Consider the following 26,911-nt stretch of genomic DNA (forward strand, 5'->3'; position numbering starts at 1 on the left):
CGGGGGGGGTACTCAGCTGACCTGCGCGCGCACCGCACCCAGCTTCTTCCGCTGCACGGTGGCGAACACCCGGCGGGCGTGGGCGGCTACCGGGCTGGTCGACCAGGGGGCCAGGGTGGTGGTGAACATCAGTTCGCACCAGGACAGGGCCGGGATCTCGCCCGCGGCGAGGGTGGCGATCAGGGAGAGTTCGGTGTCGTGGTCCAGCCAGGACGCGACCAGCCAGGCGGCGTCGAAGCGGCCGAGGAACTCCTCGGCGTCCTCGGGCGGGCCGTGCGGGGTGTCGACGGTCAGGTGGACGACGGCGGCGACGGCGTGACGCATCTTGGCGTCCATGCCGACCGCGTCGTGCAGCAGCAGGCCCTCCAGTGCCGAGCGCAGTTCCGTCCAAGGGTCTCCAGTGTTGTCCTGCATGACGGGCCTTTCCTGTGGGTCGGTCTGCGGGTCGAGGCCACCGATGATCGACCGGAGCGCCGGTGCGCCGTGCGATTCGGTGGGGTCGACGAGTTCGCCGAGCCGGCCCGGGGTCCAGTCGAGCCTGCCGAAGGCGTGGCACCAGTCCAGTGCCGGATTGTCATCGGTGACAACGAGATCGAGGGCCAGACCGGCCATCGATGCGGTGCAGGCCAGCGTGACGGCGTCGAGCTCGTCATCGCTGACCGATAGATGCAGTGTCGCCTTGCCTGCCCCCGCGTCGTCGCGGGCGCGGCCTGCCAGCCAGATCGCGCGTCCAGCCGCGCTCATGGCCGCGGCGGCGCGGTCGCCGTGTGGATGATCGACATCGGCGTCGAGAAAGGGGCCGTACCAGATCGCCCTGCCTTCCGCGCCGCACACCGCGAAGGTGTCCGAGAGGCCGTCGCCGGCGGCGGCGAGCCATATGTGTGCGTCGTTTCCGTACTCCGTCACCCTCATCAGAATCTCCCCGAAATATGCTGATCGAGCCGAACGTCGTTCTCCTACGATCCAATAGCCCGTGAACACGGGTGTCCATAGTTTCGGTGCAACAGGCACGCCCCCGTGAGGTACATACACTCGCCAGTGAATTCACAGGTCCGGCAGTACACGGAACGGGCGGTGACCACAATGCCCGGCAACCACGCGGAAACATCATCCACGCTTGTATCTTTCGAGCATGCCCTACGTGCACTCCGATTCGGTGAACATCCATTTCCGCACCGGCGCCGTCCGCGGTCCCACCGTACTACTCGCCCATGGTTTCCTGATGGACGAATCGATGTTCGATCCGATTCGAATAATATTGGCGCACAACGATATCAACGTCATCGCCTGGGATGCCCGTGGTCACGGCCGCACCGGCTACGGCCGTGACCCGCGCTTCGACTATTGGGATCTGGCCGAGGACGGTGTGCGCGTGCTCGACGCGGTCGGCGTCGAGCGGGCCGTCGTCGGCGGAATGAGCCAGGGCGGATATGCCGCCCTGCGCATGGCGCTGCTCGCACCGGAGCGGATCGGCGGACTGGCCCTGCTCGATACCGAGGCGGGCGCGTGCACCACGGCCGACGAAACCTATTACGAGGAATTCTTCGGTGAATGGTGCGGCACCGGCGAATTGGTTCCGCTGGCCGAAAAGCTCGCGCCCCAATTGATCGGCGGCGACCGCCCGGATATCTGGCGGTGGTGGATCACCCGCTGGCTCACCCACGACCGCGCGGCGATCCAGCCCGCGGCGCGCTGCCTGATCGACCGCGATTCGGTGCTCGACCGCCTCGGCGAGATCACCGCGCCCGCGCTCGTGCTGCGCGGCGAGCACGACCACAGCAGCACCGCCGAGAAATGCGCGGCGCTGGCGACCGGATTACCGGGCGCCCGCGGTGTCCGCACGGTGGCAGGCGCGGGTCACGGCTGTGCCCTCACCCATCCCGAACAGGTCGCCGCCGCACTGATCGAACTGGTCACCGCGTGCACGCCGAACCTCACGGCGCCGGTCGCCGTCGCCGGGATCTAGCCGGCGACGGGCGACCCGTCCGGGCCGCGAACCCCCAGGTAGTACTGGATGCGGCCCGGATAGGCGACGGAATCGAGCCGGAACAGCTGGACGTCGATGGTGTAGTACTCGCCGGTGTCCAGATCGCACAGCCGCATGGCGGTGTGCTCGCGGCCGTAGACGGTGTCGCCGTCGTCCCAGATCCGCCGGAAGTCGTGGTACTGCGCCAGTTCGTCGAGCAGGTCCGCGGCCCAGTCACCGCCGCCCTGCTGTCCGATCAGACCGCGCAGCCAGTGCACGGTCAGCGACGATTCCTTCTCCCACTCCACCATCACCTTGCGCGAGAGCGGATTGCCGAAGAACCAGCGCAGGATGTTCACGTCCTCGACCAGCCCGGGGAAGGCGCGATGGTAGGACTCGTTGCCCGCCAGCACATTCCAGCGCGTATCGACATAGGCCGCCAGATTCGGCTCCTGCAGCGTCAGTGTCCGGCGCATCTCGGCATTGATCTCGGCGCGCAGTTCCTCGACCGACGGATTGCCCACGGCCGACAGGCCGGCCAGGTCGAGCAGATGCCTGCGCTCGATATCGGTCACCGGCTCGATGCGGTCGAGATAGCGCACGAGCGCCTCGACGACGGCCTGCGTCGGCCGGTCCCGGTCGCCGCTCTCCAGATGGGTGATGTAACTCGAGCTGACACCGGCCGCGAAGGCCAGCTTTTCCCGGGAAATCCGCCGATCGTCGCGCAGGCGCCGCAGCAACCCGCCGAGCGTCGGCGGCCTCGGTGGACCAGCCGGACCGTCGGACGATGACTTCGGTAGCACCGCAACCCTCCCTGTCTGCACCGCCTCATCCTGGATGAGGTTTCAACCTCGAACCAATCGCCGAACGGAAAAGTTGCCGTTTCTTTATCTTGACGCGCTGACCGTCGAGTAGTTACCGACTGGCAACTCCGCGCGCCGGGCGGACACCACCCCCGCGTTCAGAGTCGCCTGCCGCGTCGAATTCCGGCATGTTCACGCCGGCCAAACTGTGCGGGCCGTCACATTCGCCCTGTTCAGCGGGCCTGCCCGGTGTGTAAACAAATGTAAACCGCCCGAGAAGCGACGGTTTCGGAAGCATCACCGCATACTCCGCGCCATGCTCCACGCCGACACCGTCGCGACTGCTCGGAGCCTGTTCACCCTGGTAGGACCCGATTCGTGGGCTGGGCCACGCACCGGGTCCATGACCACGAGATTGCGCCGACCTCACAGCTCACCGCGCGTCAAGGGAGGTTGTGAAAAGTTCGTTTTGCCGGAGCAGTGCGCCTCTTTACAGTTGCCATCTAACAGCCCGAATGCACAGCTCGAAGGGGGCGTCGTGGTTAATTCGCGCACTCATGGTCCGTCGCCCACCGATATCGGCGACACGTTGCTGAACCTGGGTAAATACTTTCAGCGCGGTGAGGTATCGCCGGACAGCCGGTCGGTCTACAAGGTCGGCGGGCGCGATGCCGACGCGTTCTACCGGGACCGCTGGTCGCACGACAAGGTGGTGCGCTCCACGCACGGCGTGAACTGCACCGGTTCGTGCTCCTGGAAGATCTACGTCAAGGACGGCGTGATCACCTGGGAGTCCCAGCAGACCGACTACCCGTCGGTGGGTTCGGACAAGCCGGAGTACGAACCGCGCGGCTGCCCCCGTGGCGCGTCGTTCTCCTGGTACACCTACTCTCCCACCCGGGTGCGCTACCCGTATGTGCGCGGCACCCTGCTCGACCTGTACCGCGAGGCCAAGGCCGAGCTCAAGGACCCGGTGCTGGCCTGGGAGTCCATCGTCGAGGACCCGGTCAAGGCCAAGGCCTACAAGACCGCGCGCGGCAAGGGCGGTTTCGTCCGGGCCGAGTGGTGGGAGGCCGCCGAGATCGCCGCGGCCGCGCACGTCTACACGATCAAGCAGTACGGCCCCGACCGTGTCGCCGGCTTCTCGCCGATCCCCGCGATGTCGATGGTCAGCCATGCCACCGGCGCGCGCTTCGTGTCGCTGCTCGGCGGCTACATGCTCTCGTTCTACGACTGGTACGCCGACCTGCCGGTGGCATCGCCGCAGGTCTTCGGCGACCAGACCGACGTGCCGGAGTCGGCCGACTGGTTCGACGCGGGCTACCTGATCATGTGGGGCTCCAATGTCCCGGTGACGCGTACGCCCGACGCGCACTACATGACCGAGGCGCGCTACCGCGGCCAGAAGGTCGTCGTGGTCTCCCCGGACTACGCCGACAACACCAAGTTCGCCGACGAATGGGTGGCCGCACGCCCCGGCACCGACGCCGCGCTGGCGATGGCCATGGGTCACGTCGTGCTCAAGGAGTTCTTCCTCGAGAAGCAGACTCCGATGTTCCTCGACTACATCAAGTCCTACACCGACCTGCCGTACCTGATCTGTCTCGACGAGGCGGCGGATCAGGGCTCCGGAGGAAAAGAAACAGCCCTGCCCGGGAAGTTCCTCACCGCCGCCGATCTGGGACAGACCGGTGAGGGTGTCGAGCACAAGCCGGTGCTGCTGGATCAGGCCGGAAACCCGGTGGTGCCCAACGGTTCTCTCGGCCACCGTTTCGGCGAGGGCGACAAGGGCAAGTGGAACCTCGACCTCGAGGGCGTCGACCCGCTGCTCACCCTGCTCGGCCACTCCGCCGACGCACCGGCCACGATCGCCCTGCCGCGCTTCGACACCGACACCGCCGAGACGATCCTGCGTGGCGTCCCGACGAAAATCGTTGCGGGCAAGCGGGTCACGACCGTGTTCGACCTGCTGCTCGCGCAGTACGGCCTCGGCCGCGACGGCCTGCCCGGCGAGTGGGCCAAGGGCTACGACGACGCCGACTCGCCCTACACCCCGGCCTGGCAGGAACGCATCACCGGTGTGCCCGCCGTGCAGGCCGCGCGCATCGGCCGCGAATTCGCCGACAACGCCGAGCGTTCCGGCGGCCGCTCGATGATCCTGATGGGCGCGGGCACCAACCACTGGTTCCATTCCGATCAGATCTACCGCGCCTTCTTCACCCTGACGCTGCTCACCGGCTGCCAGGGCAAGAACGGCGGCGGCTGGGCCCACTACGTCGGCCAGGAGAAGTGCCGCCCCGTCACCGGCTGGGCGACACTGGCTTCCGCCGCGGACTGGCAGCGCCCGCCGCGTCAGATGCAGGGCACCGTGTTCTGGTACCTGACCAACGACCAGTGGCGCTACGACCCGTTCACCTCCGACTCCTTCGCCTCGCCGCTGGGCAAGGGCACGTTCGCGGGCCGCACCGCCGCGGACAATATCGCCCTGGCCAGCAGGCTCGGCTGGATGCCGAGCTACCCGACGTTCAACCGCAACCCCCTCGACCTGAGCGACGAGGCCGCGGCGGCGGGCGCGACGCCCGCGGAACACGTTGTCTCCCAGCTCAAGTCCGGCGACCTGCGCTTCGCCTGCGAGGACCCCGACGCACCGGAGAACTTCCCGCGCGTGCTCACCGTGTGGCGGGCCAACCTGCTCGGTTCCTCCGGTAAGGGCAACGAGTACTTCCAGAAGCACCTGCTCGGCTGCGGCTCCAACCTGCAGACCACCGACGCCACCGGCGTGCGCCCGCAGGAACTGGAATGGCGCGAGGAAGGCGCCGAGGGCAAGCTGGATCTGCTGCTGGCGCTGGACTTCCGCATGACCAGCACCACCCTGTTCGCCGATATCGTGCTGCCCGCCGCCACCTGGTACGAGAAGCACGACCTGTCCTCCACCGACATGCACCCGTTCGTGCACGCCTTCTCCCCCGCCATCTCCCCGCCGTGGGAGGCCAAGACCGACTTCGACGCGTTCCACCGGATCGCGCGCGGTTTCTCCTGGCTGGCCGAGAAGCACCTTGGCACCCGTAAGGACATCGTCGCGGTGCCGTTGCAGCACGACTCGCCCGACGCGCTGGCGCAGGCCGGTGGCAAGGTGCTGGACTGGAAAGCCGGTGAGTGCGAGCCGATTCCGGGCAAGACCATGCCCAAGATCGTCGAGATCGAGCGCGACTACACCAAGATCGCGGAGAAGCTCGCGGCACTGGGCCCGCTGGTCGACACCCTCGGCGTGACCACCAAGGGCATCACGACCTACCCCGACAAAGAGGTGGCATACCTCGCGGGCAAGAACGGCACCGTCGTCTCGGGCGTCGCGGCCGGGCGCCCCTCGCTGGCCAAGGACACCTTCGCCGCCGAGACCATCCTGGCGCTGTCCGGCACCACCAACGGCCGCCTCGCGGTCGAGGGCTTCCACGAGCTCGAGCGCCGCACCGGCACCAAGCTGGCCGACCTCGCCGCCGAGGCCGAGGGCAAGCAGATCACCTTCGCCGACACCCAGGCCCGTCCTGTCCCGGTGATCACCTCGCCGGAATGGTCGGGCAGTGAGAGCGGCGGGCGCCGGTACTCTCCGTTCACCATCAATGTCGAGCGGCTCAAGCCGTGGCACACCCTCACCGGACGCCAGCACTTCTACCTCGACCACGACTGGATGATCGAACTCGGCGAGCAGCTGCCGATCTTCCGGCCGCCGCTCGACATGACCGCGCTGTTCGCCGAGCCGAGCATCGGCAATGTGAGCGGCAGCGGCGTCACCGTGCGCTACCTGACCCCGCACTCGAAGTGGTCCATCCACTCCGCCTACCAGGACAACCTGCACATGCTGACGCTCTCGCGCGGCGGTCAGACGATCTGGATGTCGGACCGCGACGCCGCCAAGATCGGTGTCGCCGACAACGATTGGATCGAGGCGGTCAACCGCAACGGCATCGTCGTCGCCCGCGCGATCGTCTCGCACCGCATGCCGGAGGGCACGGTCTTCATGTACCACGCGCAGGACCGCGCCGTGGACGTGCCGCGTATCGAGGGCACCGAGCAGACCACCAAGGAATCCAAGGGCAAGCGCGGCGGTATCCACAACGCGCTGACCCGGGTGCTGATCAAGCCGTCGCACCTGATCGGCGGCTACGCCCAGCAGTCCTTCGCCCTGAACTACCACGGCCCCACCGGAAACCAGCGTGACGAAGTGACCACGATCCGTCGCCGTAACCAGAACGTGGAGTACTAATCATGCGCGTAATGGCTCAGCTCGCCATGGTCATGAACCTGGACAAGTGCATCGGCTGCCACACCTGCAGCGTCACCTGCAAGCAGGCGTGGACCAACCGCGGTGGCACCGAATACGTCTGGTTCAACAATGTGGAAACCCGTCCCGGACAGGGTTATCCGCGCCAGTACCAGGATCAGGAGAAGTGGAAGGGCGGCTGGACGCTCAACAAGCGTGGCAAGCTGTCGCTGAAGTCGGGCTCGCGGTTCAAGCGCCTGATGAACATCTTCGCCAACCCGGACCTGCCCACGGTCGATGACTACTACGAGCCGTGGAGCTACGACTACGACAACCTGCTGGCCTCCCCGCCCACCGACACCACCCCGGTCGCACGGCCGAAGTCGCTGATCACGGGCGAGGACACCAAGGTCACCTGGGGCGCCAACTGGGACGACGACCTCGGTTCCGGTCCCGAAGCGGTCGGCAAGGACCCCTTGCTCGGCAAGCTCGAGGACAAGGTGAAACTGGAGTTCGAAGAGACCTTCATGTTCTACCTGCCGCGCATCTGCGAGCACTGCCTCAACCCGTCGTGCGCCGCGTCGTGCCCGTCGGGCGCGATCTACAAGCGCGAGGAGGACGGCATCGTCCTGGTCGACCAGGACAAGTGCCGTGGCTGGCGCCAGTGCATCACCGGCTGCCCGTACAAGAAGATCTACTTCAACCACAAGACGGGCAAGGCGGAGAAGTGCACCTTCTGCTACCCGCGCGTCGAGGTCGGCATCCCGACCGTGTGTTCGGAGACCTGTGTCGGCCGGCTGCGCTACATCGGCGTGATGCTCTACGACGCCGACGCGGTGCTCGAGGCGGCGTCGGTCACCGATGACAAGGACCTCTACCCCTCGCAGCTCGGTGTGTTCCTGAATCCGCACGACCCGCGGGTGATCGCCGAGGCCGAGAAGGCGGGCATCTCGCCGGAATGGATTCAGGCCGCCCAGGATTCGCCGGTCTACAAGCTGATCGTGGATTACCAGCTGGCGCTGCCCCTGCATCCGGAATACCGCACCATGCCGATGGTCTGGTACGTGCCGCCGCTGTCGCCGGTGGTGGACGTGCTCAGCGAGACCGGCCACGACGGCGAGGACGCGGGCAACCTGTTCGGCGCCATCGACGCGCTGCGCATCCCGATCGAATACCTGGCCGAACTGTTCACCGCGGGCGAGATCGGGCCGGTGCGCGCCTCGCTGCAGCGGCTCGCCGGGATGCGCGCGTTCATGCGGTCGGTCAACCTCGGCGAGGAGCCCGAGCCCGGTATCGCGCCGTCGATCGGGCTCGAGCCCGAGGAGATCGAGGCCATGTACCGGCTGCTCGCGATCGCCAAGTACGAGCACCGCTACGTGATCCCCTCCGGCGCGACTTCCCGTGCGCACGAACTGGATTCGCTGGCCACCGGATGCAGCCTCGACACCGACGGCGGGCCCGGCATGACCGCGTTCGACCAGGTCGTGGAGAAGTTCTCGCTGGCCGACACCAATCAGGCAGCGCCAGAGGAGAAGTCGGGACGGATCAACCTGCTCAACTGGGACGGCCGCAGCACCAGCGGGCTCGTACCGAGCAGCGACAAGCTTGCGCCCACCGCGAACGGCAACGGCGCCGCCGCAGGGAGCAACGGCAACGGCAGCAACGGCGCTGCCGTCGCCGACTCCACCATCAGCGGTGTGGCGCCATGAGTCTGCTCTCGATCCGCAAGCGACCGCAGCCGGTCACCGCCATGGCCGAGCGCGACCGGCGCGTGGTCTGGCGCCTGGCCGCGCTGCTGCTCGACTATCCGGGTGAGAAGACCCTGGCCCTGCTGGACCAGATGTCGGCCGCGGCGGCGGAATTGCCCGCCGAGGTGCGCGCGCACTTCGACGCGGTGCTCGCCTACCTGCGCGACACCCCGTCGATCGAGGTGGCCCAGAGCTATGTCGAGACCTTCGACATGCGCAGGCGCGCCAGCCTGCACCTGACCTACTACGCCTACGGCGACACCCGTAAGCGTGGCATGGCGCTGCTGCGGTTCAAGCACGCCTATCGCCAGGCCGGTGTGGAACTCGGTGACGAGGAGCTGCCCGACCACCTGCCGGTGCTGCTGGAATTCGCCGCCACCGTCGACCCGATCGGCGGCGAGCGCCTGCTCGGTGAGCACCTGCCGGTCATGGAGCTGCTGCGACTGTCGCTGGGCGACAACAACTCTCCCTACAGTGGCGTGCTCGCCGCGGTGCTGACCACGCTGCCGCCGGTGACCACCGCCGATCGGCGCCGCATCGCCGAACTCGCCGCGCAGGGCCCGCCCGAAGAGGAAGTCGGGCTCGACCCCTTCGCCATGGACCCCTCGTTGTTCGACGCATCGGAAGGCCGCAGATGAACGCCACGATCCCCATCCCCGAATCGCTGTGGCTGATCCTGCCCTACATCGCGTTCACCTCGTTCGTGCTCGGGCACGTGTGGCGCTACCGGTTCGACCAGTTCGGCTGGACCACCCGCTCCTCGCAGATCTACGAGTCCAAACTGCTGCAGCTGGGCAGTCCGCTGTTCCACTTCGGCATGCTCGGCGTGATGGGCGGCCATGTGCTCGGTCTGCTCATCCCGCAGAGCTGGACGGCGTTCGTCGGCATCGATGAGCACGCCTACCACATCATCGCCGTCGGCCTCGGCTCGATCGCGGGCCTGATGGTCGTGGCCGGTGTGCTGATCCTGTGCTACCGCCGGGTCGTCGTGCCCTCGGTGCGCAAGTCGACCAGCCGCAACGACGTCTTGATGTACACGCTGCTCACGGCGGCGCTGGTCACCGGCCTGTCCAATACCTGGGGCTCGAACCTGCTGTGGGGTACCTACAACTACCGCAACACCGTCTCCCCCTGGTTCCGCAGCCTGTTCACCATCAGCCCCGAACCGTCACTGATGGTCGGCGTCCCGTGGACTTTCCAGCTGCACGGCCTCGTGGTGCTGGTGCTGGTGTTCGTCTGGCCCTACACCCGCCTTGTGCACATGTTCAGCGCCCCGATCGGCTACCTGACCCGCCCGTACATCGTCTACCGGCGCAAGGAAGTCGACACCAAGGACAAGACCCGCTTCGCCAAGGCCTGGGACGCCCCGGTCACTCCTGACCGCTGGTAGTTCGCGCGCGATCTCGCCCTCGACGGCGCCCTCCGATCCGGCTCGGTGGGCGCCGTCGTCGTTTTTGTTGCCCTCTGAGCGGACCTTCCCCATTGCCGTTCGAACTGTAACGTGTTTCACTTTTGCGCATGAGCGATATCCTCGCGCCCGCCACCCTCGGTCCGCTCACCCTTCGGAATCGGGTGATCAAGGCGGCCACGTTCGAGGGGCGGACGCCGGATGCGCTGGTAACCGACGAGCTGGTCGAGTTCCATCGCGAGGTGGCCGCGGGCGGGGTCGGGATGACGACCGTCGCGTACTGCGCGGTGGCCCCCGGTGGGCGCACCGATCGGCATCAGATCTGGATGCGCGACGAGGCGGTGCCGGGATTGCGCCGGCTCACCGATGCCGTGCACGCGGAGGGCGCCGCGGTCAGCGCCCAACTGGGGCACGCCGGGCCGGTGGCGAACGCGAAGTCCAATCAGGTGCCCGCGCTGGCGCCGAGCCGGATGTTCAATCCGCTCGGGATGCGGTTCACCAAGGTGCCCGACGCGCTGGGGATCGCCGAGGTCGTCGCGGCGCACGCGCGGGCGGCGCGATTCGCGCGCGAGTCCGGGTTCGACGCGGTCGAGGTTCATCTCGGGCACAACTATCTGGCGAGCTCGTTCCTGAGCCCGATGCTCAATCGCCGCACGGACGATTACGGCGGTGCGCTGGTCAACCGGGCGCGGATGGCCAGGGAAGTGGTGCGGGCCGTGCGCGACGCGGCGGGTGACACCATGGCGGTGACGGCCAAACTCACCATGGAAGACGGGGTGCGGGGCGGGTTCTCGATCGAGGAGTCGCTGCAGGTGGCGACCTGGTTGCAGGACGACGGCGCGATCGACGCACTCGAACTCACCGCGGGCAGTTCGCTGCTCAATCCGATGGCGATCTTCCGTGGCGACGCGCCGCGCAAGAACTTCGCGAAGACCCTGCCGATACCGGTGCGCTGGGGTTTCCAGGTGGTCGGCAAGCAGTTCCTGCGCGAATACCCCTATCGCCCCGCCTATCTCGCGGAGAAGGCCAAGCGATTCCGGCAGGAACTGACCCTGCCGCTGATCCTGCTCGGCGGAATCACCGACCGCCCCACCGCCCAGCGGGCCATCGACGACGGTTTCGACTTCGTCGCCATGGGCCGCGCGCTCCTGCGCGAACCGGACCTGATCCGGCGCTGGCGGACCGACGCGGACACCAAGTCCCTCTGCACCCACTGCAACGAGTGCATGCCCACCATCTACTCGACCACCCGGTGCGTCCTCCGCACCGACGCACCCACCTAGACACCGAGTTGGACTGTTGATCACCACGCTCTCAGGTAAGTATCGCCCGAGAAACAAACGCCACCAGGGCGTGGTGATCATCGGTCCAGGTGTTCGTTCGATGACGGTTCACGTCGCGGGGTGGTCCAGTGCTTTTCGGACGGTGCCGAACCATGCTTGAGTTTTGACCAGGCCGGATTCGTTGTCTTTGCGGCCGCCGACGAAGCCGAAGAGGTCGGCGGCGTAGCGGCTCAAGACTGTGCTCTCGGTTTCCTCGAGGTCGGTGAGTACCTCGGCGTCGCCGAGGAGGTAGGCGACCACGGCGACCTGGCCTGCGGGCCACTGGGTGCGGTGGTCGGCCCAGCCGTCACTGCGCACTGTTCGTGCCCGGGCTAGCAAGTCGTCGCGGAGTGCATCGCGGTCGGCGTCACTGGGCTGGCGTGGCTTGCCCCAGGTGATCCGTTTCGCGTCCGACATGTCGAATCCTCTCGCTGACGTGCGGCGTTCCGGGGACCGCGAGCAGGTCGACGACCACCCGGACTTGCCTCGACTGTCCCAGATCGCGGTGCCGGCACCGCCAACCGCCCCGCCCGACAGGCGGCTACCCGGCGCGCAGGAACCGGCCGGTGCGCTCGGCACCGAGGACGGGATCCGCTATGCCGGCACCGAACACGTACCGCCCGCCGACGAATACCGCTGTGACGGTCTCGTCGTTGCGGTTGACCATGCGCGGGAGGTTGTCGAACTCCGGAATCGGGTTCTCCGCGTAGGCGTCGAGGGTGTCGTCGAGGTGGGCCGGGTCGATGACGACGACGTCGGCACGATCGCCGACGCGCAGGTGACCGGCGTCGATGCCGTACCAGTCGGCGAGTTCGCCGGTGATCCGGTGCACCGCGTGCTCGATCGTCATGAACGGGGTACCGGCGCGTTCGGCGTCGGCGACCCGCCGCAGCAGGCGAAGGCCGAAGTTGTAGAAGGCCATATTGCGCAGGTGCGCACCGGCATCGGAGAAGCCGAGCTGGACGCCGGGATCGGCGGCGAGGACGTTGAGCACCTCGGGCCGATGATTGGAGATGGTGGTGCGCCAGCGCAGTTTCGCGCCGTGTTCGACGACGAGGTCGAGGAAGGCGTCGACCGGGTGCAGACCGCCACGATCGATTCCGACCTTGCCGAAGGTCTTGCCGATCACGGTGGGGTCGGGGCAGGCGACGATATCGGCGTCGAAGAAGTCGCGGTGCCACACGCGCGGGCCGTACTTCTTGTCGTAGTCCTTGCGGAACGCGCGCCGGTACTGCTCGTCCTGCATGAGGTGACGCTGTTCGTCGATGTGGTTCGCCAGGTGCAGAGCCGCGGCGCCGGAACCGAATTCCTCGAAGATCGGCAGGTCGATGCCGTCGGAGTAGACCTCGAACGGCACCGGCAGATGCTGCCAGCGGAAATCGCCCCGCAAGGCGTTGACGGCGCGAGCCAGGAGCGGAAACACCTTGGCCACACCGGGAATCGCCTTGATGTCGGCCGCGGAGAGCAGGCTCACCTTGAGCGGCTCGCGCCACAGGCCGATGCTGCTCGCCGCCATCGCGATCATCGTGTCGGCCCGGTTGACATCGGGTCCGCCCTGGAGCGCGCGACCGCGCGTGCGCAGGATCGTGGTGAGCGTGCGGCGTTCGGCCCTGGTCGAATACGTCGACGGCAGGGTGCGGGACCGGCACAGCTCACCGTCGAGCTTGTCGAACAGCAGCCGCTGCGAGGACATGCCGACGAATCCGGCGTCGAGCGCCTCGGTGAGTTTGCCCGCCATCGCGGCGAGTTCGGCCGCTGTCGGCGTGGTGTCCTTGCGGGTGGCCCTGTCCAGGCCCATCACCGCGGATCTGATGTCGGAGTGCCCGATGAAGCAGGCCACGTTGGGACCGAGTGGCAGCGCGTCCAGCGCGGCGGCGTACTCGGCCGCGGAGTGCCAGCTCTTGGTCTCCTCGACCGCGCGGACGACGTGGGCGCGCGGAATCGCCTCGACGCGACCGAACAGGTCACCGGCGATCTCCCCGTCGACATGCACGGTCGACAGCGAGCAGGAACCGAGCAGCACGGTCGTGACGCCGTGGCGCACCGATTCCGACAGCGACGGATCGAGCAGCACCTCGACGTCGTAGTGGGTGTGGATATCGACCATGCCCGGCACGACCCACTTGCCCGTGGCATCGACGACCCTGGGGCAGCCGGTCTCGTCGAGCGGTGTCGCCGAGATCTCGGCGACCTTGCCGTCCTTGATGCCGAGATGCCGAATCGCCGACGGCGCGCCGGTACCGTCGAACCAGCGGCCACCGGTGATGATGCTGTCGAACATTCTTCCACCCCTCACAGCGCGAGATCGCGCCGCGTGACCTTCCCTGTCGCGTTGCGCGGCAAGGCATCTGACGTCACCCGCCAGCGGGCGGGCACCTTGAAGTACGCGAGCCGGGCGGCGACGAAGGCCCGCAGTTCCTCGGGGTCGACCGCGCCCGGCTCGGCGACCACAACGGCCGCCACTTCCTGGCCGAGGTCGGGATGCGCGACCCCGAACACCGCGCATTCCGCGACCGCGGGGTGCTCGCTCAGCACGTTCTCGATCTCGGTGGGGTACACGTTCTCCCCGCCGCGCAGGATCAGGTCGGTACGCCTGCCCGACACGGTGAGCCTGCCGTCACGCAGCGTGCCGAAATCGCCGGAGCGCAACCAGCGTTCGTCGTCGATGGCGGACTTGGTGGCCGCCTCGTCGTTCCAGTAGCCGAGCATGACGTAGGGGCTGCGGATGCAGATCTCGCCTTCCTCGCCGTCCGGGACCGCGTTGCCGTCGGTGTCGCGGATCTGCACCGCCACGCCGAAGATCGGCTTGCCGACCGAGGCGTCGTCGGCGACCAGGTCCAGCGGGGTGGCGACCGTCGCCGCGGTGCCGCTCTCGGTGAGTCCGTAGCTGGTGGTCAGGGCGAACTGCAGGGATGGAATCTTTTCGCGCAGACTGGCCAGCAGGGCGGGCGAGGACGGCGCGGAGTTGAGGGAGAGCGCGGCCAGCGAGGACAGATCATGCTGGGCGACATCGTGTTCCAGCAGCCGGGCCGCCATGGTCGGCACGGCGGCCCAGTTGGTGACCCGCTCGCGCTCGACCAGGTTCAGCACCCGGCCGACCTCGAACGCGCCGTGCGGGAACACCGCGGTGGCGCCGGTCAGCAGCCGCGGGACGACGAGGTTGTGCAGGCTGGCGATGTGGAACAGCGGCGCGGTGACCAGGTACCGGCGATCGCTCGGCGCGTCGCTGGGTGGCTGACCCGCGAACGCGGCGAGCATGGCGTCGGTGAAACGGTGATAGTCGCTGACCCCCACCATGTTCCGCTGCGAATGCACCACGCCCTTGGGCCTGCCGCTGGTCCCGCTGGTGTAGAGGATGACGGCCGGGTCGTCTTCCTCGACCGGCGTCGCGGGGATCTTGCCGCCGCCGAACTCGGCGATCAGGGCGGGCAGGCCCGTCTCCATGGTGAGCACCGGGATGTCGGTTTCGGGCACCAGCGCGGCCCTTTTCGCGTCCGCGATCAGCACGGTGGGTGTGGTGTGCTCGAGTCCGTAGGCGATCTCCGGCGGCGCCCACCAGGCGTTGTAGCCGACCGGGATCGCGCCGAGACACTGGGCGGCCCAGAACGCGATCACCCAGTCCGGGCCATTGGCGGCCAGGATGCCGACGCGGTCGCCCTTGCCGACGCCGTGGCGGCGCGCCAGCGCGGTGGCCAGCGCGCCTGCGGCCGCGGCGTGCTCGGCGAAGGAGATCCGGCGGTCCTCGGTGACGAGGTAGTCGCGCTCGCCCCAGGTCAGCGAGTGTTCGAGGAGTTCGCGCAGGCTGCGGCGGCGCTGGGCCAGCACCGGGATCGGCACGCCGAGAACGGGTTCGACGGTCAGCTCGAACGGCGCGCCGGGCGCGGTGAGGCCCGCGGCGACCTTGGCCACGAATTCCTGCGGGTCTACGGCTTCGGACATGTTCTTCTCCATCAGGGGATGAGGACGGCGCGGCCACGGATCGCGCCGGAGTCGAGTCGGTCGAAGGCGGTGCGTGCGTCGGCGAGGTCGAAACGTTCGATCTCGGCGCGGACCTTGCCCGCGGCGGCCAGCGCCACCGCGTCGAGCAGGTCGGTTCTGGTGCCGCCGTAGGACTTCCGTACCGTGGCGCCCCACGGCAGGCCGGGTCCGCCCGCCGGACCGGAGTCGATGCCGGGCACGCCGCCCGCCAGTCCGACCATTCGGTAGGCGCCGTTGGGCGCGACGGTTTCGACGGCGAGTTTCGCGGTGGCGTCGGCGCCGACGAAGTCGAACACCGCCTCGGCGCCGCGTCCGCCGGTGAGTTCGAGGATGGTGGCCGCGGTGTCGTCACCGGCCTGGAGCGTGATGTCGGCGCCGCAGGCGGTGGCGAGGGCGAGCTTGTCGGCGTCGACGTCGACCGCGATGACCCTGGTCTCCGTCATCGCCTTCAGCAGCTGGACGGCGACGTGCCCCAGGCCGCCGATGCCGATGGCGACGGCGGTGGCGCCCGGCCACAGCTGATCCAGCGCGCCGCGGATGGCGTGCAGAGGGGTGAGCGCCGCGTCGGCCAGGGGCGCGGCCTGCGCGAAGTCCAGGTCGCCGATGGGCACGAAGGAGCGCGCGGGAATCCGGACGTATTCGGCCATGCCGCCGTCCGGGCCGAGTCCTGGGCACGGTGGCATAGCCGTGCGCCCTGCGGCCAGGCAGACATTCTCGTTGCCGCGCAAGCACTCCCGGCAGTCGCCGCAGGACCAGCACAGATACACGATCCCGCGTTCGCCGACATGGCGCCCGGCCACCCGCGAACCGACCGAGTCGATGGTGCCCGCGATCTCGTGGCCGAGGGTGAGCGGCTTGTCGCTCATCGGGAACGGCAGGCTCAGCACGAACGAATCCGAGTGGCAGATCCCGGCGGCGCCGACCCGCAACAGCAGATCGTCGGGGCCGATGTCGGGGACGGGGACCGTCCGCAATTCCAGGGTGCCCGGCGCGGTCAGCTGCATCGCACGCATGGTCATCGGGCCGCTCCGTCGAAGGTGGCCTTCAGGTACCGGTCGCAGCGGTCGGAGCCGATCAGGCCCGTCGCCATCCGATTCATGGTGTAGGCGAAGGTGATCCGGCGGTCCAGGTCGTTGACGACCATCGAGCCGCCGTAGCCCGCCCACCAGCAGACCCGGCCGTCGGGGATGTGCGGGAAGGTCTGGGGGCGCGGCAAGCCGTAACCGATGCCGAACCGCAGCGGGGTCAGCAGGGCAAGGTCGACGCCGTCGGCCTGCTCGCGAAAGATCAGGTCGATGGTGGCGGGTGACAGGAACCGCCTGCCGCCGAGCTCGCCGCCGTTGGCGATCAGCGACTGGATCCGGGCCACCGAGCGCGCGTTGCCGTGGCCGTTGGTCCCGCCGATCTCGGCCTGACGCCAGGCCGGCGTCGCGGTCTCGGCGACCTCGAGCCAGGGACTGGTGAGCGTCTTGATGAGCACGCTGTCCTGGTCCAGGGTCGACAGGTCGAACTCGGGCAGTTCCGGCGGGACCAGGGTGGCGATCCGGTCGGCGTGTTCGGGTCCGGTGCCGATGTGGAAATCGGCGCCGAGCGGGCCCGCCAGTTCCTCGGCGAAGAACCGGCCGAGCGAGCGACCGGTGATGCGGCGCACCAGTTCGCCGATCAGGTGGCCGTAGTTGATGGCGTGATAGCCCGAGGCGGTGCCCGGCTCCCACCAGGGTGCCTGGCTCGCCAGCCGGGCCGCGGCTTCCTCGTGGTCGTAGATGTCGGACAGCGCGATCGGCTTGTCCCAGCCGGAGACCCCCGAGGTGTGCGAGAGCAGCTGCCTGACCAGGATGTCCGCCTTGCCGTTGGCCGCGAACTCGGGCCAGTAGTTGGCCACGCGCTGGTCGACGTCGAGGTCGCCGCGGTCGACCAGCAGCAAGGCGCACAGCGCTGTCATCGTCTTGGTCACCGAGAAGACGTTGACCAGGGTGTCGGCGCCCCACCGCGTTGTCTTCGCCGGATCGGCGTACCCGCCCCACAGATCCAGCACCGGATCGCCGTCCACGGTGACGCACAGCGCCGCACCGAGTTCGACGCCGGAGGTGAGTTGTTCGTCGAATACCGCACGTACACCGGCGAATTCGTCCAGACAGAAGCCCGAGGAGGTTTCGCCCATCACACCGCCCCCGCCGTCGCGCGCGCGGGCACCGGCAGGCTGTTGCCCGTGGCGGCGGCCCGTTTCGCCCCCTGTTCCAGCTCCTTGGTCATCGAGCGCACGTACGGCTCGAACTCGGTCTGGATGGTGTGGCGCGGCGAATCGTAATAGCGCCCGGCACGTTTGGCCTCCTGCTCGCCGAGCACCTGCTCCATCTGCTCGCGCGGGGGCAGGTGATAGCGGCCGGTCAGGTAGGCGGCGACCAGCTTGCTCTGCTGCTCGGCGAAATTGACCAGCGTCGGCATCGGCTGGGCCAGGCCGAGATAGAACAGGTTGTCCACGCCGGGCTGCACCATCAGCTGGAACAGCGGGAACCGGTTGGCCGCGTCGGGCACCAGCGCCGGGTCGGTGAAGAACGGGAAGCTGATGTGATAGCCGGTGGCGCACACGATCACGTCGACCTGCTCGCTGCTCCCGTCGGCGAAATGCACTGTGCCGCCGTCCAGCCGGGTGATCGCGGGTTTGCACTCGATGTCACCGCAGCCCGCGCGGTGCAGGAACTCCTCGCTCGCCGACGGATGCGCTTCGAACGGCTCGTGATCGGGCGCGGGCAGGCCGTAGTTCCGCATGTCGCCGCGGTTCTTCCGCACGAATCGCTGCTTGAGCTTGAGCGCGAGCTTCGGGGGAATCCAGGAGGGCATCGAACGGCGGTCACCCACTTGGCCGTTCACGTATTTGGGCAGCACCCAGACACCGCGCCGGGCCGAGACGAACAGCTTCGAGGCGAGGAAGCGCTGGGACAGTTCGGAGGCGATGTCGAGGCCCGAGTTGCCCATGCCGACCACCACGATCCGCTTGCCGCGCATATCGATCGGGTCGAACGGATCGTTGTAGGCGTGGCTGTGCATCAGCACACCGTCGAATTCGCCCGGGTAGTCGGGGAATCGGGGGTTCCAGTGATGGCCGTTGCAGACGATCAGCGCGTCGTAGACCTCGGTCTCGCCCGACGCGGTCGTCACCAGCCACAGGCCCGCGTCGTCGCGCTCGGCGGCGGTGACCAGGCTGTTGAACCTGATCCGGTCGCGCAGGCCGAAGTGGTCGACGTAGTCCTTGAAGTACTGCAGCAGCTGGGAATGGTGCGGAAAGTGCGGCCAGTCCTCGGGTGCGGGGAAGTCCTCGAACTGCAGGCGGTACTTCGAGGTGTCGATGTGCAGGCTCTGGTAGCAGGCCGACATCCCGTTGGGGTTCTTGTAGTACCAATTCCCGCCGACCTCGTCGGAGGCTTCGTAGCAGTCGAACGGAATGCCGTACTCGGCAAGCCTTTTGGCGACGGTGATACCCGAAGGTCCGGCGCCGATGACGCACACCCTTGGCAATTCGCGTGTATCCATGCACAACTCCTGAGCGGCCTCGGTCACCGATGACCATGCCGCGTGACGTGGAACACACGATAGCGCTTCGCTGGACATGATGTCTAGTGAATGAGCGGATCGTCTAGGATAAACGCATGACGCCCGAACCCGCCCGCCGTGGATCGTTGCGCGAGGAGCAGAAACGCCTCACCAAGGCCAGGATCGTCGAGACCGCGCGCACCCTGTTCGAGACCCAGGGCTATTCCGCCGTCCGCGTCGACGACATCGCCGCCGCCGTCGGGTGCAGCAGGGCGACGTTCTACCTGCACTTCACCAGCAAGGGCGAGGTACTGCGGGCGATCGCCAACGAGGGGACGCTGACCAGCGTCCGGGAGTTCTACGCCGACCTCGACCGGGTGCTCACCACCGGTTCCCGGGCGGCGTTCGAGGAGTGGATGACCCGGGCGATCTACTGGTTTCTGGTGAACAAGGACATGCTCCCGGCCTGGGACGAGGCGACCGCGGTCGAACCGGAGTTCCGCGCGGTGGCCCGCGAGGGCATCATGACACTGGCCGACAGCATGCCCGCCTACCTCGCCCGCTGGCCCGAACACCGCCGCGACGAGGCGCGGCTGCGGATCGAACTGCTGGTCGCCCAGCTCGAGCGGTTCTTCACCCGGTGGGCCATGCAGGGCACCATCGACGTCACCGCCGACAAGGCCGCCACGGTCCTCACCGATGTCTGGTTTCCGGCGCTGCAAGCACCCGCCGACTAGCGCGTCGGCCAGCCACCGTTGCGTTTGCGCTGCTCGGCGGCCTTGTCGTCGTCACCGGCGAGGTGCTGGATACCGAGCTTCTCGGCGAACAGATGACGCTGGGTGATCCAGCCGAGCACCGAAAGGCCGATCCAGGCCAGGGTCGAGGTGACCTGCTGCCAACCGGTCTCCGGCTCACGCAGGAACGCCAGCGAATCGCTCATCCGGCCAAGGCCGCTGAGCAGCATGCTGGCGCCGCCGATGGAAGTCAGCCACAGCAGTGCGCGGGCACGGAACTTCTCGGCGAGGAACGCGCCGGCCACAGCCATGGCCAGCGCGACGATCATGCTCAGCGCGACGTTCTTGTCGCCGGGCTGCAGGACGGTGGCCAGCTTCGTGCCGATCATCGCGCCGGCGAGGCCGCCGATGAAGTACGAGGCGAAGCGGAAGACCAGTGAGGTCACCACCCACGCCGAGATCGCGCCGATCAGCCCGATCAGCACCAGCCACCAGAACGTGGCATTGAACAGGTCGGCGATCAGCCAGCCGAGGCCGAACCCGATCGCCAGGACGCCCAGGTTCACCGACCTGATGCCGTAGAAGCACAGCAGTGCGCCGACCACCGCCACCACGATGCCGTTCATGAGGCATTCCTTTCGACAACTCCACGCTAGAGCGCAGGAGGCCGCGCCGGTTCACCCGATTCGGGTGAGGCGGGCGTGGCCGGATCGGCGCACGATCACGCCATGGGATCAACACCTGCTCTGGGACCGGTCGATTTCCTCGTCCTCACCTTTCCCGGCACCGCCGTCGACGAGACGGTCGCCGGCGCACTCGCCGAGGTCGTCGGGAAGGGCCTGGTGACCCTGCTGGATCTGATCGTGCTGACGATGGACGCCTCGGGTTCGGTCACCGAATCCGAGGTCGACGACGACCTGGCCGAGGTGGGTCTCACCGGCCTGACCGCGGCCGACATCGACCTGGTCAGCGACGCCGACGTGGAGGTCGTGCGCGCGTCGATGGTGCCGGGCAGCACGGCGGTGATCCTCGTCTTCGAACAGACCTGGGCGTCGCGGCTGGCCTCGACGGTGCGCGACGCCGAGGGCGAGGTCGCGTTGCACGTGCCGATACCGCGTGATGTCGTCGAGTCCGCGGTGTCCGCCGCGGCGACGGGCTAGGAGGAAGCGACATGCCACTACGACAGGGCCGCATCGGGCGGCCCGGACTTCTCGGCACGATGGCCAGGACCGCGGTCATCGCAGGCACCGCCACCGCCACATCCAACGCGATGAACAATCGTTCACGCCGGCGCTCGGCCGAACAGCAGGCCTATGCCGATCAGCAGGCCGCCGCCCAGCAGCAGGCCTACGCGCAACAGCAGGCGGCCTATGCGCCGCCGCCGCCCGCGCCCGCCGCCCCGCCGGTCGACCTGGTCGAAAGGTTGAAGCAACTGAGCGAATTGCATTCGGCTGGTGCGCTCTCCGATGCCGAATTCGCCGCGGCCAAGAATCAGCTGCTCGGCTGAGAACTCCCCGGACGAAGCGCCCCCGGTCTCGTCGACCGGGGGCGCTGATCGGGACCCGAAGTCCCAGCCTCAGGGCGTCACGATGGCGAAGTCCGGGTCGGGGGCATCCAGGTAGCCGACCAGTTCGGCCAGTTTCGTGGCGTCGCCATCGATCGTGACGCGGCCGTCGGCGATCAGCAGGCCCAGGTCCGCGCCGCCGATCAGGACGGCGTGCAGGTCCGCGTCGGTGAGGGCGAATGTCGCGTCGGCGGGTCCGGCATCGCCCTCGACGTCGAAATGCACCAGCACGCCGTTGCGGAGCTGGGTGCGGTGGACGGTTCCGGTGTCCGCGATCTTCCAGTCGAGGACGAGGGTGGCCGACCAGGCGCGCGGACCGTCGACGCGCAACGCGATCGCGTCGAAGAGCTGCTCGACCGTCAGCGCCGCGCCGATATCCGGCGAGGCGGTCACCGTCGGGGTACCGACGCTTCCGTTGCGCAACTCGTAGGCGCCCGTCAGGAAGAAGTTGCGCCAGGTGCCGTTCTCGGAACCGTAGCCGAGCTGTTCGAGCGTGTCGGCCTGCAACGCCTTGGCCTCGGCGTTGTCCGGCTCGGCGAAGATCACGTAGTTCAGCACCTGGGCCACCCAGCGGAAGTCGCCGTCGGCGTAGGACTTTCGGGCCTTGGCGACGACCTCGTCGGCGCCACCCATGAAATCCAGGTGGCGGACCGCGGATTCGACCGGGGTGTGCTGCCACAGGTTCGCCGGATTGCCGTCGAACCAGCCCATGTACCGCTGGTAGATCGCCTTGACGTTGTGGCTGACCGAGCCGTAGTAGCCGTGGGCCGACCACGAGTTCGCCAAAGCGGGCGGCAGTTCGATGTTCTCGGCGATCTCGATGCCGGTGGCGCCCTTGTTGAGTGCCCGCAGGGTCTGGTCGTGCAGGTAGCCGTAGAGGTCGCGCTGGATCGAGAGGTACTCGGTGAGCCGCTCGGTGCCCCAGGTCGGCCAGTGGTGCGAGGCGAACACGACGTCGGAGCGGCCCGCGTAGCGGTTGATCGCCTCGGTGAGATATTTCGACCACACGTGCGGGTCACGCACCAGCGCGCCACGCAAGGTGAGCAGGTTGTGCAAGGTGTGGGTGGCGTTCTCGGCCATGCACAGTGCTCGCCGGTCGGGAAAGTAGAAGTTCATCTCCGCGGGCGCCTCCGTGCCCGGCGTCATCTGGAATTCGATGGCGACCCCGTCGACGGTCTCGGCCTGGCCGGTGTGCTCGATGGAGATCGTCGGCGTGATCAGCGTCGGCTGACCGATCGAGGTCGTCGGCCCGAGACCGGCGCCGACCGAACCCAGCGGTCCGGTCGGCAGGGCAGCGCCGTACATGTAGGCGGCCCGGCGGCCCATCGCGGTGCCCGCGTACACGTTCTCCGCCACCGCGTGCTCGGCGAATCCCACCGGCGCGATGATCGGGCATCGGCCCGCGTCGACATCGTCTTGCGAGGTCACGCCTTTGACGCCACCGAAGTGATCGATGTGGGAGTGCGAGTAGATCACCCCGGTCACCGGGCGGTCACCGCGATGCTCGCGGTACAGCGCCAGCCCCGCCGCGGCCGTCTCGACCGAGATCAGCGGGTCGATCACGAGCACGCCGGTGTCGCCCTCGACCAGGGTCATGTTCGACAGGTCGAGTCCGCGGATCTGGTAGATGCCGTCGGTGACCTCGTACAACCCCTGCATCGCGCACAATTTCGACTGCCGCCACAGGCTCGGATGCACCGTGGGCGGGCACTCGCCGTCGAGGAAGGCGAACGCGTCGCTGCTCCACACCACGTCCCCCGCGGCATTGCGCACCACCCCCGGAGTCAGCGCGGCGACGAATCCGCGTTCGGCGTCGGCGAAATCCTGTGTGTCGTCGAACGGGAGCGTGCGCGAGGCCGTGTCGTTGCCTGCTTCGATGCCGGCCGAGGCATCCTGCTGACTGGTCATCAGATCCCTTTCCCCGAAGCGGCCGCGCGGCTCAGATCAGGCCGACGCGGCGGGCGTTGGTGATGGCGTCGGCGCGGGCGTTGACGCCGAGTTTCTGGTAGATGCCGCGCAGGTGGGTCTTGACGGTGTTCACCGAGACGCCCATGTTCGCGGCGATGGTGGCCGCGGTCATGCCGGACGGGAGCTGGCGCAGGACCGCGAGTTCGGTGTCGGTGAGCTGGGGTGCGTCGGCGGCGGGCGCGCGGTGGGAGCGGACCAGGTCGACGAAGGCGTCGAAGCGGCCGAAGCGCCCGCCAAGCCGGTCGAGGACCTCGGCGGCGCCCGGCACATCGAGGAACGGGCGGATCAGCCGTTCCCCGCAGGCCAGCGAGAGCGCCTGCTCGAACGCGTCGTCGACCTTGCGTGGGCGATCGAGGCGGTCGGCGGCGACGCCGACCAGCAGCCACGCCGTGACCAGCGATCGGGTGTCCAGTTGCGGCGGACCGGTGAGCAGGGGCTCGAGCAGCGTCAGCGCCGCGGCGGGGCGATGGGTGTAGACGGCGAGGCCCGCGTCGGCGACGGCCGTCTGCGGCGTCGGGCCGAACACGCGGGTCGCGTGGTCGACCAGGTGCTGGGCGTCGGCCCTGGCCTGGAGACGCAGCAGCAGCCACAGCACGTCGGTGACCAGCGCGCCGAGGCCGAGTAGTCCAGGGGCATCGTCGAGCAGCCGGTGCACCTGCTTGCACAGTGCGGTCGCGGCGGCCGCGCGGTCCGGGGTCGCGTCGAACATCAGCACGCCGGTGATGACCGCGGCCTGGCGCACCGGCGCGGGTGCGGTGGCCTCGACCAGCGGGCCACCGGGCATCCCTGGCTGTGGCAGCTCGGCGGACTCGCCCTGGTGGTAGGCGCCGTAGGCCGCGATCACCCGGGCGAACGCGGCCTCGGGCGAATGGGTGAGGTCGTAGTTGTCGGCGCAGTCGATCGCGGCGTCGGCCAGCGCGCGCAGCTCACCGACCCGGCACGCGTATCCCGCCGCGATGGCCGATGCGGTCCGCGCGCGCACGGCGACGCGACCGAGTCCCGTTTCCTCGGCGTGCACGATCGCGTGCCGCAACGCCGCCGTGCCGCTGTCGATCTCACCGCCGGAGATCTGCGCGGTGCCGCAGTGCAGCGCCGCGTAGCAGTCGAGATCGGGCTGGCCGGTCACCGCGGGCAGCGGCCAGCTCATCGAGGCCGAATCACCCACCAGGACAGCGACTCCCGCACTGACCGCCCGGTCGAGCGCATCGGTCCACCCGACGGGGACCAGCCGCGAGACCTGCTCGGGCCCGACGTGGGCGGCTTCGAGATAGACCTCGGCGGTGGCGATCTCGCCCGCCTCCACCGCGACGGCCGCGCGCAGCAGGCGCACGAAGGTGTCCTCGGCCAGCTCGGGCACGTGCTCGAGCGCGGCGAGCAGCAGGTGCCCGGTGCCGTCGAGGACCATCCGCAGGCCCCAATCCCGCAGGAACGGGACCAGGCCGGGCGCACCGGGTTCGGCCAGGACGTGGTCGAGCGCCGGACCCGGCATCGCCGCGGCGCCGAACCACTCGGCGACCCGGCGGTGCACGGCGGGCAACCGGTCGGCCCTGGTGTGCGTCGCCTCGGCCAGCAGGTACGCGCGCAGCAGCGGGTGGTAGGTGTGCCACAGCTCCCCCGCGTGCGCGACGGTGTGCATGGGGAAGTTGGCGCGCAGCAACTCGTCGATGATCCGTCCCGCGTGCTCTCCCGCCAGCTCCTCGGCCAGCGGCAGGCTGAAGCGGCCGGGAATCGCGGTGACGAGCAGGAATTCGAGGGTGCGGGCAGGCAGCGACTGCATCAGCTCGGCGACGAGGAAATCGGCGACCGCGTGCGAGGGCCTGGCCAGGGTAGTGAGCGCGGTGTCGCGGTCATCGGCGTTGGCGGCCAGATAGATCGCCGCGATCCGCACCAGCGCGGCCCAGCCGCGGGTGAGGGTGTGCACCATGTCCAGTTCGGTGTCGTCGAGCCGGCAGCCGTGCTGGACGAACAGCTGGGCGATCCGCTCCGGTGACAGCGTCAGTTCGGCGACGCCGATCCGGGTCAGCTTGCCCGCCAATTCCAGCGCGTGCCAGCGCAACGGCGGATCGAAACGGCCCGCGATCAGCACGGTGACCGTCGGGGGCAGATGGGCGAGGAGATACTCCAGACCGGCCAGTTGCAACGGGTCGGTGAGCAGGTGGGCGTCGTCGATGACCAGGACCGAGCGATCGAGGGTGATCGTCATGGCGTCGACCAGGTCGGCCGCCTGGTCGACCGATGTGCGCAGTGCACCGTCGGCGACGACATCGGCCGACGGGTCGAGGATCTGCGCGATCGCCGGGATCAGGTCACCGCGGTCGGCCATGCGGTCGGTGACGGTCAGCCAGCCGACCGCGGCCGAGCGCAGGCGCCGCGACCGGGTCACCCAGTCGACCAGGGCTACGGTCTTGCCGCTGCCCGCCGGTCCGGAGACCAGCACGGTGTGCCCGGCGGCGGCGTTGGCGCGGTCGAGCCTGGCATTGATCTCAGCTGATCGGACGGAGGCGAACGACAGTTCCGGGATGCTCGCATCGACGTCCGACGGTCTTTCAGCTATCGCTCGGTACGAGGTTGCCACGACCACACTCCTGAGCTCGTCCGTCTACCCTGCGGGGCCGATCCACCAGCAGGTTCGACGGTAGGCGAAACCCGACCTGCGCGTTTGCGGGTCGTGCGTCGTCGCGATGCTCGTTATCAGATCGTCGTCATCATGGCGGGTTACCGACGTCGGCTAACGATCGGCAATCGTCGTGTTCAGTCGGGCAGCCGGGACATACCGAGCAGGGTGAGCCCGAGGACATCGATGCGGGCGAGCACGCCGCGCATGGCGGTGTTGTCGGCGAGCTCGCCGTAGAGGGTGGTGGTGCCGGTGGCCGAATGCGCGCTGCGCCGGAGTTCGGGGAAAGCCCCGACGGCACGGTCGGTGAGCTCGCCCTCGATGACGAACTGATAGCGAACCGCACCTGATGTCGGCATGTGTCCCAGTGTCGACGCGCACCGCGGCGATCGCCTCATCCGCACGGGATGATTCCGGCGCTACCTGCGGCGAACCGGCCCGCCCTAGTTTTAAACATTCGTTTTTCTGTTTCCCGGACAGCGCGGCGATCGGCTCGATAGTGTCGCCCACACCCACAGCGGTGGGACAGCGCGAACCAGGAGACAACCATGAAGACCAACGCACGGCGGGCCGGCTTCGGCTTCACAGCTTTCACCGCGGTCGCCGCGGCCACGGTGCTGGTGGCACCGCAGGCCTCGGCGCTCGTGCAGGGCGTGACGGTCAGCGGCACCACCCACTACGTGGGCACCGCCTACACCGTCACCGCCGATGTCACCGCGACATCGTTCCTGTTCAAGGTGACCTTCACCGACAACGGCACCCAGATCGGCGAGCCGGTCTCGGTCTCCGGCGGCAAGGCCACCATCACCTGGACCCCGTCCACCCCCGGCTCGCACGAGATCAAGGCCGTCCAGGAGCTGATCAGCTCCAAGACCGTCACCGTCGAGGTCAGCGCCAAGCCGACCACCCCCGGCGGCGGCACCGGATCGGCCGATCTCGGCGGCCTGCTGACCGGTTCGGCCGGCTAGCTCACCGCGCTTCGACGGCCGCCGCGGACTACCGACCCGCGGCGGC

General features: G+C 68.4%; 22 protein-coding genes. 10 read left to right on the plus strand and 12 right to left on the minus strand.

The genetic code is table 11. The annotated features are described in order from the left end of the window. Positions 1-12: 12 nt before the first annotated feature. Positions 13-912: a hypothetical protein gene (locus tag ACWF82_RS27915; protein ID WP_452505888.1), complete on the minus strand. Its 900-nt coding sequence runs from the start codon at positions 910-912 to the stop codon at positions 13-15. A 220-nt stretch (positions 913-1,132) separates the two neighbouring features. Between ACWF82_RS27915 and ACWF82_RS27920 the strand changes: the two genes are divergently transcribed. Then, the gene (locus ACWF82_RS27920; RefSeq protein ID WP_452505890.1) at positions 1,133-1,966 is read left to right on the plus strand and encodes an alpha/beta fold hydrolase; all 834 of its coding nucleotides are present in this window, start codon (positions 1,133-1,135) and stop codon (positions 1,964-1,966) included. Here ACWF82_RS27920 and ACWF82_RS27925 read toward each other — a convergent pair. Then, complete coding sequence (locus ACWF82_RS27925) at positions 1,963-2,769, minus strand: helix-turn-helix transcriptional regulator (RefSeq protein WP_452505892.1); 807 nt, start codon at positions 2,767-2,769, stop codon at positions 1,963-1,965. The two genes, ACWF82_RS27920 and ACWF82_RS27925, sit on opposite strands and share 4 nt — an antisense overlap. Before the next feature lie 538 nt (positions 2,770-3,307). On the opposite strand from ACWF82_RS27925, the gene ACWF82_RS27930 reads away from it, so the two are divergent. From ACWF82_RS27930 to ACWF82_RS27950, 5 genes are all read left to right on the plus strand, one after another. Beyond that, entirely contained in the window at positions 3,308-7,033 is a 3,726-nt protein-coding gene (locus tag ACWF82_RS27930; protein WP_452505894.1) for a nitrate reductase subunit alpha, read from the plus strand. A gap of 11 nt (positions 7,034-7,044) precedes the next feature. Further along, positions 7,045-8,739 (plus strand): nitrate reductase subunit beta, encoded by a 1,695-nt coding sequence (gene narH / locus ACWF82_RS27935; protein ID WP_452505928.1) that lies wholly within the window; start codon positions 7,045-7,047, stop codon positions 8,737-8,739. Then, on the plus strand, positions 8,736-9,416 hold the full coding sequence (gene narJ, locus ACWF82_RS27940; protein WP_452505895.1) for a nitrate reductase molybdenum cofactor assembly chaperone: 681 nt from the start codon (positions 8,736-8,738) through the stop codon (positions 9,414-9,416). Before narH ends, narJ begins: the two co-directional genes overlap by 4 nt. Then, on the plus strand, positions 9,413-10,168 hold the full coding sequence (narI, locus tag ACWF82_RS27945) for a respiratory nitrate reductase subunit gamma (protein ID WP_452505897.1): 756 nt from the start codon (positions 9,413-9,415) through the stop codon (positions 10,166-10,168). Before narJ ends, narI begins: the two co-directional genes overlap by 4 nt. Before the next feature lie 128 nt (positions 10,169-10,296). After that, complete coding sequence (locus ACWF82_RS27950) at positions 10,297-11,469, plus strand: NADH:flavin oxidoreductase (protein WP_452505898.1); 1,173 nt, start codon at positions 10,297-10,299, stop codon at positions 11,467-11,469. 108 nt (positions 11,470-11,577) lie between these two features. Here ACWF82_RS27950 and ACWF82_RS27955 read toward each other — a convergent pair whose 3' ends face one another. The 6 genes from ACWF82_RS27955 to ACWF82_RS27980 form a co-directional block, all read right to left on the minus strand. Continuing rightward, positions 11,578-11,925 (minus strand): hypothetical protein, encoded by a 348-nt coding sequence (locus tag ACWF82_RS27955; protein ID WP_452505900.1) that lies wholly within the window; start codon positions 11,923-11,925, stop codon positions 11,578-11,580. A 124-nt stretch (positions 11,926-12,049) separates the two neighbouring features. Beyond that, a complete protein-coding gene (locus ACWF82_RS27960) occupies positions 12,050-13,789 on the minus strand; it encodes an N-acyl-D-amino-acid deacylase family protein (protein ID WP_452505902.1) in 1,740 nt (579 codons plus the stop codon). A gap of 11 nt (positions 13,790-13,800) precedes the next feature. Continuing rightward, a complete protein-coding gene (locus ACWF82_RS27965) occupies positions 13,801-15,447 on the minus strand; it encodes a class I adenylate-forming enzyme family protein (protein ID WP_452505904.1) in 1,647 nt (548 codons plus the stop codon). 11 nt (positions 15,448-15,458) lie between these two features. Continuing rightward, positions 15,459-16,499, minus strand: coding sequence for an alcohol dehydrogenase catalytic domain-containing protein (locus ACWF82_RS27970; RefSeq protein ID WP_452505930.1), 1,041 nt, complete (start codon positions 16,497-16,499; stop codon positions 15,459-15,461). A gap of 2 nt (positions 16,500-16,501) precedes the next feature. Further along, positions 16,502-17,647, minus strand: coding sequence for a serine hydrolase domain-containing protein (locus tag ACWF82_RS27975; RefSeq protein ID WP_452505906.1), 1,146 nt, complete (start codon positions 17,645-17,647; stop codon positions 16,502-16,504). Continuing rightward, positions 17,647-19,017: a flavin-containing monooxygenase gene (locus ACWF82_RS27980; protein ID WP_452505908.1), complete on the minus strand. Its 1,371-nt coding sequence runs from the start codon at positions 19,015-19,017 to the stop codon at positions 17,647-17,649. The genes ACWF82_RS27975 and ACWF82_RS27980 overlap by 1 nt, the downstream gene beginning before the upstream one ends. Positions 19,018-19,133: 116 nt before the next feature. Between ACWF82_RS27980 and ACWF82_RS27985 the strand changes: the two genes are divergently transcribed. Further along, positions 19,134-19,754, plus strand: a complete 621-nt coding sequence (locus ACWF82_RS27985) for a TetR/AcrR family transcriptional regulator (RefSeq protein ID WP_452505910.1) — start codon at positions 19,134-19,136, stop codon at positions 19,752-19,754. On the opposite strand, the gene ACWF82_RS27990 is transcribed toward ACWF82_RS27985, so the two are convergent. After that, entirely contained in the window at positions 19,751-20,377 is a 627-nt protein-coding gene (locus ACWF82_RS27990; protein WP_452505912.1) for a DUF4203 domain-containing protein, read from the minus strand. The genes ACWF82_RS27985 and ACWF82_RS27990 overlap by 4 nt on opposite strands. A 102-nt stretch (positions 20,378-20,479) precedes the next feature. Between ACWF82_RS27990 and ACWF82_RS27995 the strand changes: the two genes are divergently transcribed. After that, positions 20,480-20,911 carry a DUF6325 family protein gene (locus ACWF82_RS27995; protein WP_452505914.1) on the plus strand — a complete coding sequence of 144 codons (432 nt, stop codon included), beginning with the start codon at positions 20,480-20,482 and terminating at the stop codon, positions 20,909-20,911. 11 nt (positions 20,912-20,922) lie between these two features. After that, positions 20,923-21,258 (plus strand): SHOCT domain-containing protein, encoded by a 336-nt coding sequence (locus tag ACWF82_RS28000; protein WP_452505916.1) that lies wholly within the window; start codon positions 20,923-20,925, stop codon positions 21,256-21,258. 69 nt (positions 21,259-21,327) lie between these two features. Here ACWF82_RS28000 and ACWF82_RS28005 read toward each other — a convergent pair whose 3' ends face one another. The 3 genes from ACWF82_RS28005 to ACWF82_RS28015 all read right to left on the minus strand — a co-directional run bounded on the left by ACWF82_RS28005 (position 21,328) and on the right by ACWF82_RS28015 (position 26,256). Then, positions 21,328-23,223: an alkyl/aryl-sulfatase gene (locus tag ACWF82_RS28005; protein WP_452505918.1), complete on the minus strand. Its 1,896-nt coding sequence runs from the start codon at positions 23,221-23,223 to the stop codon at positions 21,328-21,330. Between the two features lie 31 nt (positions 23,224-23,254). Next, positions 23,255-25,858 (minus strand): LuxR C-terminal-related transcriptional regulator, encoded by a 2,604-nt coding sequence (locus tag ACWF82_RS28010; protein ID WP_452505920.1) that lies wholly within the window; start codon positions 25,856-25,858, stop codon positions 23,255-23,257. 176 nt (positions 25,859-26,034) lie between these two features. After that, a complete protein-coding gene (locus ACWF82_RS28015) occupies positions 26,035-26,256 on the minus strand; it encodes a hypothetical protein (protein ID WP_189026768.1) in 222 nt (73 codons plus the stop codon). Positions 26,257-26,445: 189 nt separating this feature from the next. Here ACWF82_RS28015 and ACWF82_RS28020 point away from each other — a divergent pair, with 189 nt between their 5' ends. Continuing rightward, entirely contained in the window at positions 26,446-26,865 is a 420-nt protein-coding gene (locus ACWF82_RS28020; RefSeq protein WP_452505922.1) for a hypothetical protein, read from the plus strand. Positions 26,866-26,911: the final 46 nt, after the last annotated feature.

This window comes from Nocardia sp. NPDC055053, assembly GCF_053608285.1.

Excerpts from the sequence above, each read along its gene's own strand:
- ACWF82_RS27915 (WP_452505888.1), bottom strand. The coding sequence starts at position 912 with ATGAGGGTGACGGAGTACGGAAACGACGCACACATATGGCTCGCCGCC.
- ACWF82_RS27920 (WP_452505890.1), top strand. The coding sequence starts at position 1,133 with ATGCCCTACGTGCACTCCGATTCGGTGAACATCCATTTCCGCACCGGC.
- narH (WP_452505928.1), top strand. The coding sequence starts at position 7,045 with ATGGCTCAGCTCGCCATGGTCATGAACCTGGACAAGTGCATCGGCTGC.
- narJ (WP_452505895.1), top strand. The coding sequence starts at position 8,736 with ATGAGTCTGCTCTCGATCCGCAAGCGACCGCAGCCGGTCACCGCCATG.
- narI (WP_452505897.1), top strand. The coding sequence starts at position 9,413 with ATGAACGCCACGATCCCCATCCCCGAATCGCTGTGGCTGATCCTGCCC.
- ACWF82_RS27950 (WP_452505898.1), top strand. The coding sequence starts at position 10,297 with ATGAGCGATATCCTCGCGCCCGCCACCCTCGGTCCGCTCACCCTTCGG.
- ACWF82_RS27955 (WP_452505900.1), bottom strand. The coding sequence starts at position 11,925 with ATGTCGGACGCGAAACGGATCACCTGGGGCAAGCCACGCCAGCCCAGT.
- ACWF82_RS27960 (WP_452505902.1), bottom strand. The coding sequence starts at position 13,789 with ATGTTCGACAGCATCATCACCGGTGGCCGCTGGTTCGACGGTACCGGC.
- ACWF82_RS27965 (WP_452505904.1), bottom strand. The coding sequence starts at position 15,447 with ATGTCCGAAGCCGTAGACCCGCAGGAATTCGTGGCCAAGGTCGCCGCG.
- ACWF82_RS27970 (WP_452505930.1), bottom strand. The coding sequence starts at position 16,499 with ATGCGTGCGATGCAGCTGACCGCGCCGGGCACCCTGGAATTGCGGACG.
- ACWF82_RS27975 (WP_452505906.1), bottom strand. The coding sequence starts at position 17,647 with ATGGGCGAAACCTCCTCGGGCTTCTGTCTGGACGAATTCGCCGGTGTA.
- ACWF82_RS27980 (WP_452505908.1), bottom strand. The coding sequence starts at position 19,017 with ATGGATACACGCGAATTGCCAAGGGTGTGCGTCATCGGCGCCGGACCT.
- ACWF82_RS27985 (WP_452505910.1), top strand. The coding sequence starts at position 19,134 with ATGACGCCCGAACCCGCCCGCCGTGGATCGTTGCGCGAGGAGCAGAAA.
- ACWF82_RS27990 (WP_452505912.1), bottom strand. The coding sequence starts at position 20,377 with ATGAACGGCATCGTGGTGGCGGTGGTCGGCGCACTGCTGTGCTTCTAC.
- ACWF82_RS27995 (WP_452505914.1), top strand. The coding sequence starts at position 20,480 with ATGGGATCAACACCTGCTCTGGGACCGGTCGATTTCCTCGTCCTCACC.
- ACWF82_RS28000 (WP_452505916.1), top strand. The coding sequence starts at position 20,923 with ATGCCACTACGACAGGGCCGCATCGGGCGGCCCGGACTTCTCGGCACG.
- ACWF82_RS28005 (WP_452505918.1), bottom strand. The coding sequence starts at position 23,223 with ATGACCAGTCAGCAGGATGCCTCGGCCGGCATCGAAGCAGGCAACGAC.
- ACWF82_RS28015 (WP_189026768.1), bottom strand. The coding sequence starts at position 26,256 with ATGCCGACATCAGGTGCGGTTCGCTATCAGTTCGTCATCGAGGGCGAG.
- ACWF82_RS28020 (WP_452505922.1), top strand. The coding sequence starts at position 26,446 with ATGAAGACCAACGCACGGCGGGCCGGCTTCGGCTTCACAGCTTTCACC.